Here is a 17,169-nt window from a genome sequence, read left to right as displayed (position 1 = left end):
GAATCGGATTAGTTTTTCATAGACGCCAGGATCCGCATGGATAAAGGCGTTTCCTGCACAGCGCTTTCCACCTGCGACACCGCCTCCAGCAATAACCTGCTTTGCTTATGTTCGTCTGTCAGTTCTTTCATGGCTTCCGTAATAGCGGCCCATACAGGTTGTACCTGTTGCAGCAGCTCCTCTCCTTTTTTACTGAGCATGACCAGTTGCCGGCGACCATCATCCGGGCAGGGCGCAGTCTTCACCAGGCCTTTCTTTTTAAGACCGGTGATCAGCTGGCTGACAGCGGAATGGGAGACTTCCAGTTGTTCGGCAATGTCTATCAGGGGGATGTTCTGCTGTTGGGACAGGATATAGAAAACGGGAAACCAGCTGGCGTCAAATGCAATACCAGACTGCTCATATACCTTATTGACCTCCATCAGGAAGTATTCGCTCAACCGTCTTAAACGGCTGCCAAAGACCAGGTATCCTAAAGAAGCATAAAAACTCATAAGGTACGATTATATAAGCGCTTATATATTTTGGTACAATAATAAGGAATTTATCAATTCCTTATTTATTTCTTCAGTGAGTTGGCTTTCCGGCTGGTGAAGGTTTTTCCAACTGAGACCTGTGAAGCGGTATTAAACGGCCCTTTACAGTACTATTTCTTCTTTACATCGAACCATACAGGTGATGTATCGGTCACATCTCCGTTGTAGTTGATGCAGAGTTCCTCTCCTTTTTTGATTTCCCGACGGGTAATGATACTCATGGTTTCGGCATCAAAATCCATTTCGTATTCGCAGTTAGGCTCATAAGAATGGTTGTAGATGGAACAGAAACCCAGTGCTATACAGGAACGGGTTTCGCGTGCACCCCAAAGAAAGATGTAATTGTGCAGCTTAGTTTTATCGACAATCGCTGTATCGTCGTAAGACAGAACCAGTACAGGGGAAGTTTCTATGCGGGTACCGGCTGGTATTTTATCTTTTGTAAATACACCGCGGCCCTTGCCTTTTGTCTTGTCGACGAATAAATATGGCTTGATCATAATGTTATGTAAACGAAGCGTAAAATAAAGGTAAAGCAGGAAGTTATCAAAATCATGTGTAAAATTTTTAGGTTTGCGGAAATCTCTTTTAAAAAATATGATTGATTACAACCCAAAAGCCTGGTTCACCTTTATCTTCCGCTTCCATAAGGCTGACACGGTCAGGAAGCTGTTCCCCATGTTTATAGCCATGTCCGCCTACTCTGCGCTGATCGCCTTCCTTGAGCTGGACATATTGCACCTGACGCAGAACAGTGACCTCAAGCAGATCACCCTGATCCATTCATTGCTGGGCTTTGTGATATCCTTATTACTGGTATTCCGCACCAATACTGCATATGACCGTTGGTGGGAAGGCCGTAAGTTATGGGGCGCCCTGGTGAACAACAGCCGCAACCTTGCCCTTAAGTTAGCGGCTATGCTGCCTGCATCCAATACGGCTTCCCGTGAGTTCTTCCGGATCATGATACCTAACTTTGCCTTTTGCCTGAAGAACCACCTGCGTAATAAATATATTGTTGAAGAGCTGCAGCTGCCAGCGGGCATACAGTTACAGGCTGATAAACATATACCTAACCAGGTAGCCGGCCTGATAATGGCGCATGTGCATGAATTATACCGCCAGGGACAGCTTTCCGGTGAACAGCTGATCACTATCAATGCGGAGCTCCAGTCCTTTACGGATATCTCCGGTGCCTGTGAGCGGATCAGGAATACCCCTATCCCCTTCTCTTATAGTGTCTTCATCAAGAAGTTCATCTTCTTCTTTGTAATGACGCTGCCATTGGGTTATGTCTTTACCCTTCATTACCTTGTCATACCTGTAGTCGTATTCATTTTTTATGTGCTGGCCAGCCTTGAGCTGATTGCAGAGGAAATTGAAGACCCCTTCGGATTGGATGCGAATGACCTGCCTACGGACACGATTTCTGCCAATATCCGTAAACACGTGGCAGAGATATTGTAATCTGGGACAACAACTTTGTTTAATTTCGCCTCACTGACAGCATTTTGGAATATGGAAAATGAAGCTTTACAGGAAAAATTCGAGACGCTGGTCGCTGAGAAGAACTACCCGGAACTGAAAGTGTACCTGGATGACCAGCTCATCACAGACATGGCCGAGCTCATTCACGAGCTGCCCAAGCATGCTGACGTGATCATGAACAACTTGTCCATAGGCCGTGCTGCTGCTGCCTTCAGGATCCTGGAGTTTCCGGTACAGGAAGATGTGATCCGCGAGCTGCCTGCCGCCAAAGTTGCAGAGCTGCTCAATGAGTTACCGGCGGATGACCGTACCTCCTTCCTGGGTGAATTACACAGTGACGTGGTAAAAGAGCTGATCAAGCTACTGGACCCCGAAGAGCGTAAGATCACTCTTAGCCTCCTGGGCTACCCCGAAACGAGCGTGGGGCGTATCATGACGCCCGAATACATCGCCGTAAGGGAAGAATGGACAGTGAAACAGGTATTACGCTATATCCGGGAATACGGCAAGGACAGTGAGACCATTGACGTGATCTATGTTGTGGACGAAAAGGGTAAACTGATAGACGACTTCCGTATCAGGGAGTTCCTGCTGGTATCGCCCGATACGGTAGTGCATACCCTCATGGATGATCGTTTTGTAGCCTTACAGGTGAATGATACCCAGGAAGAGGCGATACAGGTGTTCCGTATGGAAAACCGTGTGGCACTGCCTGTGGTCGATGATACCGGCGTTCTGTTAGGTATCATCACGATTGATGATATCCTGTGGATCGCCAATGAAGAACATACGGAAGACATACAGCGTATCGGTGGTACCGAGGCCCTGGATGAACCTTACCTGGATATGCCCTTGCTGAAACTGGTGAAAAAGAGGATAGGATGGCTGGTGATACTGTTTGTCGGAGAGATGCTCACCGCCACGGCCATGGGCTTCTTTGAGGATGAAATAGCCAAAGCCGTTGTACTTGCCTTATTCGTTCCCCTGATCATTTCCAGTGGTGGTAACAGCGGTTCGCAGGCATCTACCCTTATCATTCAGGCAATGGCGCTGGGCGAGATCACTATCTCCGACTGGTGGAACGTAATGAGGAGAGAGATCATTTCAGGATTGTTGCTGGGTGGTGTGCTGGGTATTATTGGTTTTACACGTATACTATTGTGGAATTCCTTCTTCCACACCTATGGCGATCATACGATCCTGATTGGGATAACCGTCGGATTGTCTCTGATAGGCGTTGTGCTATGGGGAACCTTATCCGGCTCCATGCTTCCATTGCTCTTAAAGAAACTGGGAGCAGATCCCGCCACATCTTCGGCTCCATTTGTGGCCACACTTGTGGATGTTACGGGACTATTGATCTACTTCTCTGTAGCCTTTGCGCTGATGAAAGGCATTTTGTTATAAAAATAATACGGCCCCCGGGTTGCACCCGGGGCTACAACCAAAGTGACTCCTAAAGGAGTCCTGTTGCGTTTTGTTAAATGCGTTGTTGTAGACATACTCATTGACGGAAGAAGTCATTACTCATAGCTGGTTCTCCAACACTTCACGCTATCCCTGTACTTCTTCACGACAAACAAGCTGCTATAATCCTTCCCCTCTATAGAATCGATCTTCGGTCTGGCTTTTAATGAATGCATAATGGGTACCAGCGTACTACGCTGTCCTATCACCAGCAATTTCTTGCCCCAGTCCCTGTTACGGGTAATGGCATATAACAGATCTTCTCCGGTAGAATCAGGACTATACGATGCTGTATCAACAGCCAGATACTGACATATGGAATCTGCCGTCTGGATACTACGCTGGTAATGGGTGAAATAAACCTTCTGGATCCCTGAGTCCTGTAATAACCTATAAAGCGCCCCTGCCCTGTGATGACCGGTTTCTGTCAGCGCAGAATCTTCACCAGCGCCCTGTTCTGCATTGCGTACCAGGTAAAAAGTGCCGGTAAGAAATGTACTGTCTTCAGCAACCGGAATGGGTTGCCGCTCAGGTGGAGGTGGATCACATGCCAGGCAGCATAGTAATATTATTACAATGTATCTCATAGGACCTCTGTTCGATTAAAGGGTACAAATTACGAATTTTCTTAGCAGGCATGCAATTTGATAACTCAGAGTGACACAAAATGCATAAGTATTGATACTTATACGGCTAAAAGAGTGAGTCTCATTTCGTTATTCTGAGTCATTCTTCGCAATCTTTTATACGTTTTTCACATTTTTTATCCATATTGCACGTCTTATCCATGTAAACTGAAAAACTTTATGTGCGGAATAGTTGCTTACATAGGCCAGCGAGAAGCCTACCCCATCGTATTAAAAGGATTGAAAAGATTAGAATACCGCGGTTATGACAGTGCCGGCGTGGCACTGCTTAATGGAAACGGTCTCAAAGTCTACAAGAAAAAAGGAAAAGTTGCCGAACTGGAAGACCATCTCAGTGGCAAGGACGTAGGCAGTCATGTGGCTATCGGCCATACAAGATGGGCTACCCATGGAGAGCCCAGTGACCGTAACTCCCATCCACACAGCTCCGGCAACGGCAAGCTGGCCATGATACATAATGGTATCATAGAGAATTATTCCCTACTCAAACAGGAGTTGCTGAAAAAAGGCCATGTTTTTAATAGTGACACGGATACGGAAGTGCTCATCCACTTCATAGAAGAAATTCAAAGCAGTAATCAGTGCGGACTGGAAGAAGCCCTGCGTATCGCCTTAAAAAGGGTGGTAGGCGCTTATGTGATCGTACTGGTGGACGAAGATAATCCCGATACACTCATCGCCGCCCGCAAAGGTAGTCCCCTGGTGATCGGTGTCGGTAAAGGAGAACACTTCCTGGCCTCAGACGCCTCTCCTATTGTGGAATATACCAAGGAAGTGGTGTTCGTGAACGACTATGAAATTGCTATCATAAAGGCGGACGAACTGATCCTGAAAAATATCTCTAATGAACGTCAGACCCCTTATATCCAGAAGCTGGATATTGAACTGGCTGCTATTGAGAAAAGCGGGTACGACCACTTCATGCTGAAAGAGATCTTTGAACAACCTCAGACGATTTTTGACAGTCTGCGTGGCCGTCTGGATGCAAAGAGCGGTACGCTTACCCTCGGAGGTATCCGCGAACATGCTGCCATACTCAGCCAGGCCAAGCGTATCATTATTGTAGCGTGCGGTACCTCCTGGCATGCGGGGCTGGTAGCGGAATACATGATCGAGGAATTATGCCGCGTTCCTGTAGAGGTCGAGTATGCTTCTGAATTCAGGTATCGTAACCCGGTGGTAGGTGAAGGTGATGTGATCATAGCCGTATCACAATCCGGCGAGACAGCAGATACATTGGTAGCCATAGAAAGCGCCAAACAGAAAGGAGCTATTATATTAGGTGTTTGTAACGTGGTAGGATCTTCCATCGCACGTCTTTCCCATGCTGGCGCCTATACGCATGCCGGTCCGGAAATAGGCGTGGCCAGCACCAAGGCGTTTACCGCACAACTGGCTGTGCTCTGCATGATTGGTCTGAAAGTGGCGCAGGAGAAAGGCACCATTACACAACAGCGCTTCCAGCACCTGCTGGATGAACTGGATGCTATTTCTGAAAAAGTAGCGACTACACTAAAGCTGAATGATCAGGTCAAACAGATCGCTGATAAGTATAAAGATGCCCGTGACTTCCTTTACCTGGGCCGTGGTTATAACTTCCCGGTTGCATTGGAAGGGGCACTGAAACTGAAAGAGATCTCTTATATACATGCAGAAGGTTATCCGGCGGCAGAAATGAAACATGGTCCCATCGCACTGGTGGATGAAAACCTGCCGGTTGTTTTCGTAGCAACCCGCGATAGCTATTACGAGAAAGTAGTATCTAATATCCAGGAAATAAAAGCGCGCAAGGGTAAAGTGATCGCAGTAGTAACAGAAGGCGACCAGACTATTCCCGGTATGGCAGATGATGTCATCGAGGTACCGGCAGCAGATGAACTGATAGCGCCGATCCTCTCGGTTATTCCGTTGCAGTTGCTTGCTTACCATATAGGCGTACTGAAAGGATTTGATGTGGATAAGCCGAGGAACCTCGCAAAATCAGTTACCGTAGAATAATCTATTAACCTCAATTTTTTTCCGATGAATGTGATACAGAAGAAGCCACTCACCGAGTTAGGCTACAATTTTGTAGCGGCATCTTATTTACCTGAAGGTAAAGACGAATACTACCTGCGGAACAAACAACTGGGTAAACAGCAAAATAATTATCGCAAGCTCACTGCACTTGAAATTGAGATACTGGTACGCAATGACAATACCTCCGATAACTGGAACAATATCTCCGTTGCCAATGAATTCACTCCGCAGCTGGTCAAACACTGCCACTTCTTTGGCGTAGTGCGCCTCGGTAAACTGGAGCCTTATTACCTCGAATTTCATAATCTCAGGCTACCGGTAGGGTTGTATAACAGCACCATTACTTCCTGCGATTTTGGCGACAATGCCGCTATACACAATGTTAATTTTCTTTCTCATTATATCATCGGTAATGAAGTGATCATCTCCAACGTCAACGAGATGGCGACTACCGATCATTCGAAATTCGGCAATGGTATCGTCAAAGAAGGAGAGCAGGAAAACCTGCGCATCTGGCTGGAACTGTGCAACGAGAATGGTGGCAGAAGTGTGATGCCTTTTGACGGCATGCTGCCAGGTGATGCCTGGCTGTGGACACGTAACCGCGATGATAAAGCCCTACAGGAACAATTCAAAAAATTCACCGAAAACCAGTTTGATAAAAAACGCGGTTACTACGGTATGGTGGGCGATCGATCTGTGATCAAAAACTGTAAGATCATCAAGGATGCGCAAATTGGTACAGATGCCTATCTCAAAGGCGCCAACAAGATCAAGAACGTCACCATCAATAGCGCTGCGGAAGCCACCACCCAGATAGGTGAAGGTTGTGAACTGGTGAACGGTATTGTTGGTTATGGTTGTCGCGTGTTCTATGGTGTGAAGGCGGTACGTTTCGTAATGGCCTCTCATTCGCAGCTGAAATATGGCGCCCGCCTGATCAACTCTTACCTCGGTAACAATGCAACGATCTCCTGCTGTGAGGTATTGAATTCACTGATATTTCCCGCACACGAACAGCATCATAACAACTCTTTCCTCTGCGCGGCGCTCATCATGGGACAAAGCAACATGGCTGCCGGGGCAACGATCGGTTCCAATCACAACTCCCGTGGCGCAGATGGCGAAGTAATAGCAGGCCGTGGCTTCTGGCCCGGACTATGTGTGAGCCTGAAACACAATTCCCGCTTTGCCAGCTTTACGCTGATCGCCAAAGGCACTTACATGTATGAGATGGATGTACCTTATCCGTTCAGCCTCATATTGAACGATGAGCAGAGCAACAGTCTGAAAGTGATGACCGGCTACTGGTTCCTGCATAACATGTATGCGCTGGCACGTAACTCCTGGAAATATATTGACCGCGATAAGCGTACAGACAAAATACAACTGATAGAGTACGATTACCTCGCGCCGGATAGTGTTGAAGAGATGATCCATGCCATGAAACTGATGGAAATTGCCACTGGCAGAGCATGGTATACACAGCATGATCCATTGGCTGAGTTGTCTGAACATGACCTGCAGGAGAAAGGCAAGGAACTGCTGATACACGAAACTGAAATAGTAGCAGGCTTACAGATATTCGCTCCGGATGTGGAAAACAGTTCACGCAAAGTACAACTGTTGAAAGTACACAGGACTTATCCGCTGTTCCGTGAGCTGATCAACCTGTATGCGGTGCGTAACATCCTCAGTTATCAGGAACAGCACCCCGGACATTATTTCAGTGCACTGCGGGCCATCGCGGAAACAGCAGAACGCGGACCATGGTACAATGTAGGCGGACAGCTAATGAAAGAAGAGACACTGATGGACCTGAAGAACAGGATCCGTTCCGGCGAAATCGATGGATGGAATACATTACACGAAAACTATAAGATCATCGGTGAGCAATATGCAAAAGATAAACTACAGCATGCTATTGCTTCACTATTGTACATAGAGGAAAAAACTGCAAGAGAATTCACCCCTTCCTTCCTCAAGGAATGCCTGTTACAATCCGTGCGTATACAGACTTTCCTCACAGAAGGTATTTATAAATCGAGGGCAAAAGATTACCAGAATCCTTTCCGCCAGATGGTATATGAGAACGAAACTGAAATGGAAGCAGTAATAGGCAAACTGGAAGATAACAGCTTCATACAACAGACGATTGCAGAGCTGAAAGGATATAAGAAGAAAGTAAGCGGACTGATTGAAGAGTGGGGATTAAGTGCTGCGCCGGTAGTTGAGCAATGAAATGCAACTACGGTTGGAGAAGCAGCAATGTTGTTGTTCTCCTAAGGGCAATGAAACGATAAACAGTTGTTTTGTGAAAATGTCCAAACAGCATCGGCCGTTTTAATCAGTGATCAGCACTTCGCTTAGTTCCTTATTGCTCAGGAACTTTTTATCTGTCAACGTATTCAGGAACATATACAGCTGTCGCTGTTCTTTTTCTGTCAGGGGAATACCATTCTTCACAAGAGGATCAATGGTGTTCCCTTTTTGCTGCCCATGATCGTACATGGCAAAGACCTGGAAAATATCGAAGAATCTGCCGTCATGCATATAGGGAGCACTGACCAGCACATTACGCAGGGAAGGGACTTTAAACTTCAGGTAATCGGCTGTATTGTTGGTGATACGCATTCTGCCCACATCATTCATGGAAGGCAGGTAAGGCAGGCCGTTATTCCGTATGCTGTAATCCGTAAAGAAAGGCGGTTTATGGCAGCTGGCGCATTTCTGGGTGAATGTTCTGTATCCACCTTGTTCTTCCGCCGTAAAAGTCACTCCCGGTTCCCGGCGCATCACACTATCATATTTTGATTCAAAAGAGATCATGGTAACAACGAACTGGGATAGCGCTTTAAACAAGCGCTGACTGGTCACCTCCTCTGTGCCATAAGCCGCTTTAAAAAGCTTCCTGTAGGTCTTATTTCCCTGCAAACGTTTAATGAGCACTCCAAGATCCATTCCCATCTCATTCTCGTCTGTAATGGGCGTTAAAGGCTGAATATCGAGGTGATTCACGCCCCCATCCCACATGAAGTCTTTCTGCCAGATCAGGTTGAACAATGCCGGTACGGAGCGATTACCCGTCCTGCCCAGCACCCCATGACTGATGGCATGGTCAAAATGCCCGAAAGCAGCAAACTGCTGATGGCAGAAACCGCAGGAAATCGAGCTGTCAACGGATAGCTTCGGGTCGTAGAACAGATGTCTTCCCAGGGCAATGCCCTCTTTGGTAAGCGGGTTATTCTTAAAATCATATACGGGGGGTGGCAGGCTATCCGGTAGTTTCAACTGGTAGTACTCCACAGCCGGGGAATGAGCGGTCAACGCATGCCGGTTCCTTCCTACGATCCATAACCACAGGCAGAAGGCGAAAAGGATATATGCCGCTTTCCGGAACATTGGCTTATTGGTTTACAATCTTTTTAACGGAAAACATGTGCTGATAATTATCTGCAATACGATCGGCCGGCGTGCCAGGTGTCATAAAACCCGGCATCTGCCGGAAGCTGACCTGGTTAGCACCGTTGAACCAGGCCATGGCATCTGCCTGCAAAACAACCTGGGACTTATGTTGTGGACCCGTCCGCAGGGGCGAAGGCAGGGTTAGGGTCACCATCCGCTGGGTAACATGAGGAGCCCTATATCCGCCAATATGAAATTGCAGCATATGATTGGGCAGGCGGGAGGATGGCGATGTGCCTTCCAGTTTTGCCATGATATACCCACTATTCCAGGTCCAGAACATCCCATGCAAGGGATCCAATGCACCATCCTGGGGGCCGCTGAAATTCAACACACTATCCACACCTATCATAAAAGACAGCTGCGTATATTCCCCCTCCGGGCACTGTGACAGTAATATCTTCTTTGAAGCAACGCTATCTTCGTTCACCAGGAAATAAGCCGGTGTTAGTGCCGTCTTTTTGCCGTCAGCAGTTACCAGCGAGAAATTACTGAGATAGTATTTGAACAGGGTAATATTAAAAGTATCACCAGCGGCATTGGTATAGGTAGCTGTCCGCAGCTGCATGGGTTGGCCGGCTACTACATGACTGATTTCCAGCTGTACCTGCTGTGCAGCGGTGCCCGAGGCCATAAACAGGAATATCAGTATTAAGAGACGGTTCATAATATCGAAAGTAAGCGATTTTTTTTATTACCTTGTTGAAAGACGAATTAACATCATAACCCATGACAGAAGACATATTACAGCAATTCCCAGAACACTATCAGTACATTGCCGATGCGACGAACGCCTCCGGATTCACTATGGCCTCCGACCAGCTGACCTGCTCCCTGCTCCGCACGCTGGCAACATCCAAACCCTATGGCAGCTTTCTTGAACTGGGCACAGGTACCGGCTTGTCCACCTCCTGGATACTGGATGGAATGGATAAAGAAAGCACCCTTATTTCTGTAGATAATACCGCAGAATTCCTGGATATCGCCAAACAGTTTTTAAGCGATGACAAGCGGCTAAAACTCGTACAGGCCGATGGCAACGAGTGGCTGAAGGAAAACAAGCGCAGGAAGTTTGACTACATCTTCGCAGATACCTGGCCAGGCAAATACATGATGCTGGAAGAAACGCTGACCATGCTCAATAAAGGGGGACTTTACATTATCGACGATATGCTGCCACAACCCAACTGGCCGGAAGGACACGCGGAGAAAGTGACACAGCTGATAAAAGACCTCGAAGCAAGAGAAGACTTGTTACTCACCAAAATGGTGTGGGCAACGGGAATTATTATTGCGGTGAAGAAATAACTGACCACCTCTCTTTGACAAAGGCCTCCGGATAGTTTCCCGGAGGCTTTTGCTGTTTTAAGGGGTAGAATGACTATTTCACGGTGAATGTTGTCCACCACACCAAATGGCACTGTTCAGGGCTATGTAATGGCTATACCTTTACAGTATAATCTTTTAAAAATCTAACACATGAAACAACATAATATTCTTGCAAGCGCGATAGTCGCAGTAGTTATGGCAGCAGCTTTAATTATACCTGATTCTGCCAGTGCACAGTTGAAGGGTCTCGGCCGAAAAGATCTCCAACAGCATGATCTCAGCATTCCCGGACGTGAAGCAGTACAGGTGCTGGTGGATTTTAAGCCGGGAGTAACAGCTCCTAAGCATAGTCATCCGGGAGAGGAAATTATTTATGTAACTGAAGGTGTGTTGGAGTATAGGCTTGAAGGTAAGGCGTCGGTGACGCTTAAAACAGGGGATGTGTTGTTTATACCTTATGGCGTAAAGCATGAGGTGAAGAATGTAGGGAATGTGGAGGCGAAAGAGCTGGCGACGTATATAGTGGAGAAGGGGAAGCCGTTAGTAGTGTTGGCGAAGTGAAGTGGGTTTTAAGTTGATGTAAAAAGCTTTCAGGTGAGTACCTGGAAGCTTTTTTTACGACGTAATATCCTATTTCCACATACTCTAATTTTACGACATGCAAACATTTATACTCGATGAAGCCATTCATTTTCGACTGCGATATCGCAATGAGATCAGATTTCTTATCGCCGATATCGTTAAAAGTGCGATCCCTCCTGATCAAGCAGAAAAGAGGATAAATGATAATGCACAACGGCTTCCGGAAGGTGATCAGGAAAGATTTAGTAGCGCTCCTTCCCGCAACAAAAATGTTACCCAGATTCGACCAGTAGGAAAAATTGGCGATGTTATTCCAGCAAATATTAAAGCTTTATTAAAGGAAGCCAGTCCTTCAGACAGAAACTCTGGGCGTATTGCTGCGAGACGTGAAGTGCTTTTAAACAAAATAAATCAAATAGGAGATTTACTAAAGGAGAATGACGGCATTCGAGCTCCTACAGAAATTGGTCAAGCTATTAAGGTTATACTGGAAAAATAGAGACAAATCGTCCATACATTATCAAAATAAAAAGGGTGCCATCACTGACACCCTTCTCCTGAACTATTTAATCGTTTATTAGTGTGCTTTATCCAGCTTATACCCCTTCGTTCCAAACCACACCACTACCGCAAAACATATCAGCGGCAGAATATACGCCATCTGGATATTGGAATTATCAGAGATCAATCCCATCAGTGGAGGGAAAACAGCCCCGCCTACGATAGACATGATGATCAGTGAAGAGCCGAATTTGGTATCTCCTCCCAGGCCTTTAATACCCAGTGAGAAGATGGTCGGGAACATGATAGACATGAAGAACGGTACTGCCAGTACGGTCCATACGGCTACCTGTCCTTTGGTGGTCATTGCGATCAGGATCAATCCGACATTGATAGCACCGTACAGTGTCAGCAATATCTGCGGTTTAATAGTACGCATCAGGAATGTACCGAAGAAACGTCCCACCATGAAACCTAAGCCCGCTACAGAGCCTAACAATACGGCAGCCTCTTTCTCTCCTATCCCGGCTGTATACTTTGCAAAACGGATGAAGAAAGCATTCACCCCTACCTGTCCTCCGATATAAAAGAACATGGCCACTACAGCAGCAATGAGGTGACGGTGTCTGAAGATGCTGCCTTTTTCGCCTGCTGTTGCATCTATGCTTGTATCTTCCTGTTCTGTTACCTCCGGCATTTTTGTGATCACAAACAGTACTGCGATCAGCAATACGATGATACCGATGATGAGGTATGGCATCTTCACAGTGCTGGCTTCGCCGACAAGGTAATGTTGTAATGCATCTGGCGACATTGCCGTGAGCTGTGCTTTGCTCAGCTCTGTACCGGAGAGGATGAACTTTGCACCTAATATCGGCGCGATCATCGCTCCTACACCGTTGAATGACTGTGCCAGGTTCAGACGTGTAGTAGCCGTTTCCGGACTGCCCAATACAGACACATAAGGATTGGCAGCTGTTTCCAGGAAAGTCAGGCCAGTTGCAATGATAAACAGTGCTCCCAGGAAGAAACTATATTCACGGGTACTTGCGGCCGGAATAAACAAAAAAGCGCCCAATGCATACAGGCTCAATCCGAGGATGATACCCGCCTTATATCCAAACTTCTTCATTACCGCTCCTGCCGGCAATGCCATCAGGAAGTAGGCAGCAAAGACGGCAGAGTCAATAAACGCAGACTGCATGTCTGACAACTGACAAGCCTTTTTCAGGTGTGGAATAAGAATAGGGCTCATGTTGTGGATCAGCGCCCATAGAAAAAATAAACTGGTTACCAGTATGAATGGGAACAGGTAACTCTTTTTTGTATCAGTGTTTGCCTTAACTGTGGAAGTGGGCATTGCGGCTCCGGCCATATGTAATATTTATATGATGAAAATTGCTGTTGGCAACTAGCTGACAGACCTGTCCAGATGAGTGTAACCACCATCTACGTACACGATCTGACCAGTGGTATGGGATGACACATTTGACAAAAGGAACACTGTCATATTAGCGATCTCCTCTGAAGTGGTCATACGTTTTTCAAACGGGATCTTGGCTACGATGGAAGCCAGTTTCTCCTGTGGATTCGGTAAAGAGTTGATCCAGGTTTCATACAGTGGCGTCCATACTTCAGCAGGGATCACCGTATTTACGCGGATGCCGTAAGGGATCAGCTCTACAGCCCACTCGCGGGTCAGCGCGTTGATACCACCTTTGGACGCTGCATAACCGGAGGTATTACCCTGACCTGTATCTGCTACTTTGGAACCGATATTCACGATATTACCTTTAGTAGCTTTCAGATAAGGTAATGCATAATGCGCCAGGTTGTAATAGTGAGAGATGTTCTTCTGCAATGATGCCATGAACTTCTCCGGACTACCGCTCTCCAGACCTACACCATCATTCACACCTGCGTTATTCACTAAGCCATCGATGCGGCCATATTTTTCAACAGTGAAATCTATCACCTTTTTACAGGCTGCTGCTTCTCCCAGTTCGGCTGTCACTTCAACGGCTTTACCACCAGCAGCGGTGATAGCAGCGGCTGTTTTATTGTTGTCTTCTGTGCTTCTACCCGCGATCACGGCAATACCACCTTCTGCAGCGATCAGTCTGGAGATCGCTTCACCAATACCTTTAGCGCCACCTGTAACTATAAATACTTTATCTTTTAATCCCAGATCCATGTGAATCGTTTAAATTGTTTTAATTGACCAAGGCCCTACAGACCGTAGAACCTGACAGCGTTTCCGCCCATAATACCCGCCTTTTCATCTGCAGAAAGACGGCTGATATAATCAGTAACAATCCCTATTACTTCTGTATAACTCGCAGCCAGTTTACATACCGGCCAGTCAGAACCAAACATCAGGCGTTCCGGCCCAAAGGCATCCAGCACTACATCCAGGAAAGGAGCAAAATGTGCAGCATCCCATTTTTGCCAGTCAGCTTCTGTTACCAGTCCGCTTAGCTTACAGTATACATGCGGATGTTCAGCAATTGCACGCATATGCGTTTCCCATACACTGATATCTCCCGTTTTAAAATAGGGTTTGGCCATATGATCTATGACCAGCCGCAGATCAGGGAACAGCTGTACAAAAGCCGCAACAGCGGGTAATTGTACCGGATATACCAGTATGTCGTAAGTGAAATTATATTTTGACAATGCCCGTATTCCTTCGCAGAAATCACTCCTGAGTATAAAGGCAGGATCAGGTTCTCCCTGTACAATATGCCTGAAGCCTTTCAGCTTTTCAAAACGGCTGAAATGTTCCAGTCTTTCAGACAGGTTATCTGCACGAAGATCCACCCATCCTACTACACCTTTAATGAAATTGTGTTGGGCGGCCAGATCAAGCAGAAAATCGGTTTCTGTTTCCGATTGGTCTGCCTGTACAGCTACACAACCATCCACACCATTCTCCTGCAACACAGGCTGCAGATGATGTGGCAGAAAATCTTCCTGGATCACTTTCATATCGTCAGTGATCCAGGCATCCTTTACAGGGTGATATTGCCAGAAATGCTGGTGTGCGTCTATAATCATTATTTCATAACGTTTAGCTTCCTTTTCAGTGGCTATAAAGCTATACTTCCTTACTGCTATACCGCTTCATCAATGTAGTGAAAAGATCCTGTCCATCATCAGCCATTTTTCTCCCGGCTTCGCTACAGGCAGGGCCTGCTGATACTTCCACATCAGCTGCTCCCATTCCTGTACTTTAGGATTGGCAACATCTGCGGCACCTTTCGCTTCAAAGGAGAAACTGTCGTGCACCTCCATGATCATAAAGAGACGGTTCATGATGCGGTAGATCTCCATATTGGTGATACCACTATCTGTAATGCTCTTTTTTATCTCAGGCCATACCTCACGATGGTAGGCTTCATATTCTGCTATCAGGGCCGGATCATTCACCAGGTCCAATGCCAGGCAGTAACGTTTCATAGTGTCTATTTATAGGCGACAGCCGTTTGTTTGGAGCTGCCCAGTCCATCAATACCCAGTTCGATCACATCGCCTGGCTTCAGATATACCTGTGGATTCATACCCAGGCCTACACCTGCTGGTGTACCGGTAGAGATCACATCACCTGGGAGCAGTGTCATGAACTGGCTCAGGTAAGATACCAGGAAAGGTATTTTGAAGATCAGGTTAGCTGTAGTACCGTCCTGCATGGTCTTACCGTTTACGGTCAGCCAGAGGCGCAGGTTATTGATATCTTTTACTTCATCTTTGGTCACCATCCATGGGCCCAGGGGAGCGAAGGTGTCATTGCTCTTTCCTTTTACCCATTGTCCGCCGCGTTCCAGCTGGAAAGCGCGTTCGCTATAGTCGTTGTGTAATGAATAACCAGCTACATAATCCAGCGCATCTTTCTCATCCACATAGCTGGCTTTTTTGCCAATTACAACAGCCAGTTCCACTTCCCAGTCAGTTTTTTCACTGTTACGAGGAATGATCAGATTATCGTTAGGCCCTACCAGGGAAGAAGTGCTCTTAAAGAATACGATAGGCTCTGCAGGTATCTGTGCATTGGTCTCCCTTGCGTGGTCAGCATAGTTGAGGCCTATGCAGATGATCTTGGAAGGTCTCTGTACACAAGATCCCAGGCGTGTACCGGCAGGCACCTGCGGACAGCTGCCGCTGTTCTTTTCCCACCATGCAGCCAGGCGCTGTAAACCATCTGTCTCAAAGAACTTTTCACCAAAGTCTTCTCCAAATGCACTTACATCGAATGTACCTGCTGCTGTTACAATACCTGGCTTTTCTGCACCCGGTAAACCAAATCTGATCAGTTTCATATAAAAAATTACTGTTTATACGTTTTGCTTTATGTGATGGCTGCTACGCAGCACATGCTATTATCTTAAATTGTTGATCTGCAAGTGTCCGCTCTCTACTTTTATCTCTACGGTATTGAGCAGCTTTCCCTCTTTCTCCAATGCTACAAAACATGCTGCCGGCTTGCCTTCTTCTACAAGCACTCCTGCTTTGTACCCTGCAGGTACTGCCTGAGAGATAGTCCTGTTGGCACCGCCGAATTCAGCATAAATATGCACGGAATCTTTAGATGCCAGTGGTATCACCCTTACAATAAAGTCCGCGATGATCCGGCCTGACTGAATATTATGCTTATAAGTATCTTCCAGTTTCGCTTTTGCTGACAAGCTTACTTTTCCTAATCCCTGCCTGTTTTCCGCATATTGCCAAACACCTGCGGGAGGTGTTCCTACATGATTGATCTGCAGGAAGCCCTTATCATCTACACTGGCATGATAATAACGGGTGGTACGGTTTTGCTTCAACACACCAATGTAGCAGCTATTCGGCTTATCCCATACCAGGCGGTACAGGTCTTTCTCTTCAACGTCTTTTGCCAGTGGCAGTTCAAAGCTTTTCTCTTTTGTTTGACCATTCAGTTCAAAAAGAATCTTGATCTCAGTTGTATCTGTCACCGGGAAAGATACGGTCACCTTTCCTGCAGGTGCTACTGGTTCAAAGGCGGCTCCTGCTGAGGAAGTATCTTCTACCTCGTTGGATGCCGGTTCATTACGTGGACCACAGGCAAAGAATAAGGTTGCTGAAAGTAATAATGGCCAAGCTTTCATGGAATTGTACAT

General features: G+C 46.6%; 18 protein-coding genes. 7 read left to right on the top strand and 11 right to left on the bottom strand.

Features of this window, described 5'->3' with window-relative positions; translation table 11 throughout:
* Positions 1-8: 8 nt before the first annotated feature.
* On the bottom strand, positions 9-494 hold the full coding sequence (locus tag CLV42_RS17360) for a MarR family winged helix-turn-helix transcriptional regulator (RefSeq protein ID WP_106603185.1): 486 nt from the start codon (positions 492-494) through the stop codon (positions 9-11).
* Between the two features lie 152 nt (positions 495-646).
* A complete protein-coding gene (locus CLV42_RS17355; RefSeq protein ID WP_089832436.1) occupies positions 647-1,036 on the bottom strand; it encodes an SET domain-containing protein in 390 nt (129 codons plus the stop codon).
* Positions 1,037-1,133: 97 nt separating this feature from the next.
* Between CLV42_RS17355 and CLV42_RS17350 the strand changes: the two genes are divergently transcribed.
* Positions 1,134-2,003, top strand: a complete 870-nt coding sequence (locus CLV42_RS17350; protein WP_106603184.1) for a bestrophin family protein — start codon at positions 1,134-1,136, stop codon at positions 2,001-2,003.
* Positions 2,004-2,054: 51 nt separating this feature from the next.
* Complete coding sequence (gene mgtE / locus CLV42_RS17345) at positions 2,055-3,431, top strand: magnesium transporter (protein WP_106603183.1); 1,377 nt, start codon at positions 2,055-2,057, stop codon at positions 3,429-3,431.
* A gap of 116 nt (positions 3,432-3,547) precedes the next feature.
* Here the strand turns inward: mgtE and CLV42_RS17340 are convergent, their stop codons facing one another.
* Positions 3,548-4,078 (bottom strand): histidine phosphatase family protein, encoded by a 531-nt coding sequence (locus tag CLV42_RS17340; RefSeq protein ID WP_106603182.1) that lies wholly within the window; start codon positions 4,076-4,078, stop codon positions 3,548-3,550.
* Between the two features lie 219 nt (positions 4,079-4,297).
* Here CLV42_RS17340 and glmS point away from each other — a divergent pair, with 219 nt between their 5' ends.
* Positions 4,298-6,136 (top strand): glutamine--fructose-6-phosphate transaminase (isomerizing), encoded by a 1,839-nt coding sequence (gene glmS, locus CLV42_RS17335; RefSeq protein WP_106603181.1) that lies wholly within the window; start codon positions 4,298-4,300, stop codon positions 6,134-6,136.
* A gap of 24 nt (positions 6,137-6,160) precedes the next feature.
* Complete coding sequence (locus tag CLV42_RS17330) at positions 6,161-8,398, top strand: DUF4954 family protein (protein ID WP_106603180.1); 2,238 nt, start codon at positions 6,161-6,163, stop codon at positions 8,396-8,398.
* Between the two features lie 102 nt (positions 8,399-8,500).
* On the opposite strand, the gene CLV42_RS17325 is transcribed toward CLV42_RS17330, so the two are convergent.
* The gene (locus CLV42_RS17325; RefSeq protein ID WP_106603179.1) at positions 8,501-9,559 is read right to left on the bottom strand and encodes a cytochrome-c peroxidase; all 1,059 of its coding nucleotides are present in this window, start codon (positions 9,557-9,559) and stop codon (positions 8,501-8,503) included.
* A gap of 4 nt (positions 9,560-9,563) precedes the next feature.
* The gene (locus CLV42_RS17320) at positions 9,564-10,289 is read right to left on the bottom strand and encodes an MbnP family protein (RefSeq protein WP_106603178.1); all 726 of its coding nucleotides are present in this window, start codon (positions 10,287-10,289) and stop codon (positions 9,564-9,566) included.
* Between the two features lie 62 nt (positions 10,290-10,351).
* Here CLV42_RS17320 and CLV42_RS17315 point away from each other — a divergent pair, with 62 nt between their 5' ends.
* From CLV42_RS17315 to CLV42_RS17305, 3 genes are all read left to right on the top strand, one after another.
* A complete protein-coding gene (locus tag CLV42_RS17315) occupies positions 10,352-10,930 on the top strand; it encodes an O-methyltransferase (protein ID WP_106603177.1) in 579 nt (192 codons plus the stop codon).
* Positions 10,931-11,101: 171 nt separating this feature from the next.
* On the top strand, positions 11,102-11,512 hold the full coding sequence (locus CLV42_RS17310; RefSeq protein ID WP_106603176.1) for a cupin domain-containing protein: 411 nt from the start codon (positions 11,102-11,104) through the stop codon (positions 11,510-11,512).
* 97 nt (positions 11,513-11,609) lie between these two features.
* Positions 11,610-12,032 carry a hypothetical protein gene (locus CLV42_RS17305; protein WP_106603175.1) on the top strand — a complete coding sequence of 141 codons (423 nt, stop codon included), beginning with the start codon at positions 11,610-11,612 and terminating at the stop codon, positions 12,030-12,032.
* 78 nt (positions 12,033-12,110) lie between these two features.
* On the opposite strand, the gene fucP is transcribed toward CLV42_RS17305, so the two are convergent.
* The 6 genes from fucP to CLV42_RS17275 form a co-directional block, all read right to left on the bottom strand.
* Complete coding sequence (gene fucP, locus CLV42_RS17300) at positions 12,111-13,409, bottom strand: L-fucose:H+ symporter permease (RefSeq protein ID WP_106603174.1); 1,299 nt, start codon at positions 13,407-13,409, stop codon at positions 12,111-12,113.
* Between the two features lie 36 nt (positions 13,410-13,445).
* Positions 13,446-14,228 carry an L-fucose dehydrogenase gene (locus tag CLV42_RS17295; protein ID WP_106603173.1) on the bottom strand — a complete coding sequence of 261 codons (783 nt, stop codon included), beginning with the start codon at positions 14,226-14,228 and terminating at the stop codon, positions 13,446-13,448.
* A gap of 35 nt (positions 14,229-14,263) precedes the next feature.
* Complete coding sequence (locus CLV42_RS17290; protein ID WP_106603172.1) at positions 14,264-15,091, bottom strand: amidohydrolase family protein; 828 nt, start codon at positions 15,089-15,091, stop codon at positions 14,264-14,266.
* Positions 15,092-15,160: 69 nt separating this feature from the next.
* On the bottom strand, positions 15,161-15,493 hold the full coding sequence (locus tag CLV42_RS17285) for an L-rhamnose mutarotase (RefSeq protein ID WP_106603171.1): 333 nt from the start codon (positions 15,491-15,493) through the stop codon (positions 15,161-15,163).
* Between the two features lie 5 nt (positions 15,494-15,498).
* Positions 15,499-16,350, bottom strand: coding sequence for a fumarylacetoacetate hydrolase family protein (locus CLV42_RS17280; RefSeq protein ID WP_106603170.1), 852 nt, complete (start codon positions 16,348-16,350; stop codon positions 15,499-15,501).
* Between the two features lie 60 nt (positions 16,351-16,410).
* Positions 16,411-17,157, bottom strand: coding sequence for a hypothetical protein (locus CLV42_RS17275; protein WP_146154404.1), 747 nt, complete (start codon positions 17,155-17,157; stop codon positions 16,411-16,413).
* Between the last annotated feature and the right edge of the window lie 12 nt (positions 17,158-17,169).

It is taken from the genome of Chitinophaga ginsengisoli (genome assembly GCF_003014595.1).
Lineage (GTDB): Bacteria > Bacteroidota > Bacteroidia > Chitinophagales > Chitinophagaceae > Chitinophaga > Chitinophaga ginsengisoli.
Note: the sequence above shows the minus strand (reverse complement) of the source record. Positions and strands in the feature narration are given on the sequence as shown.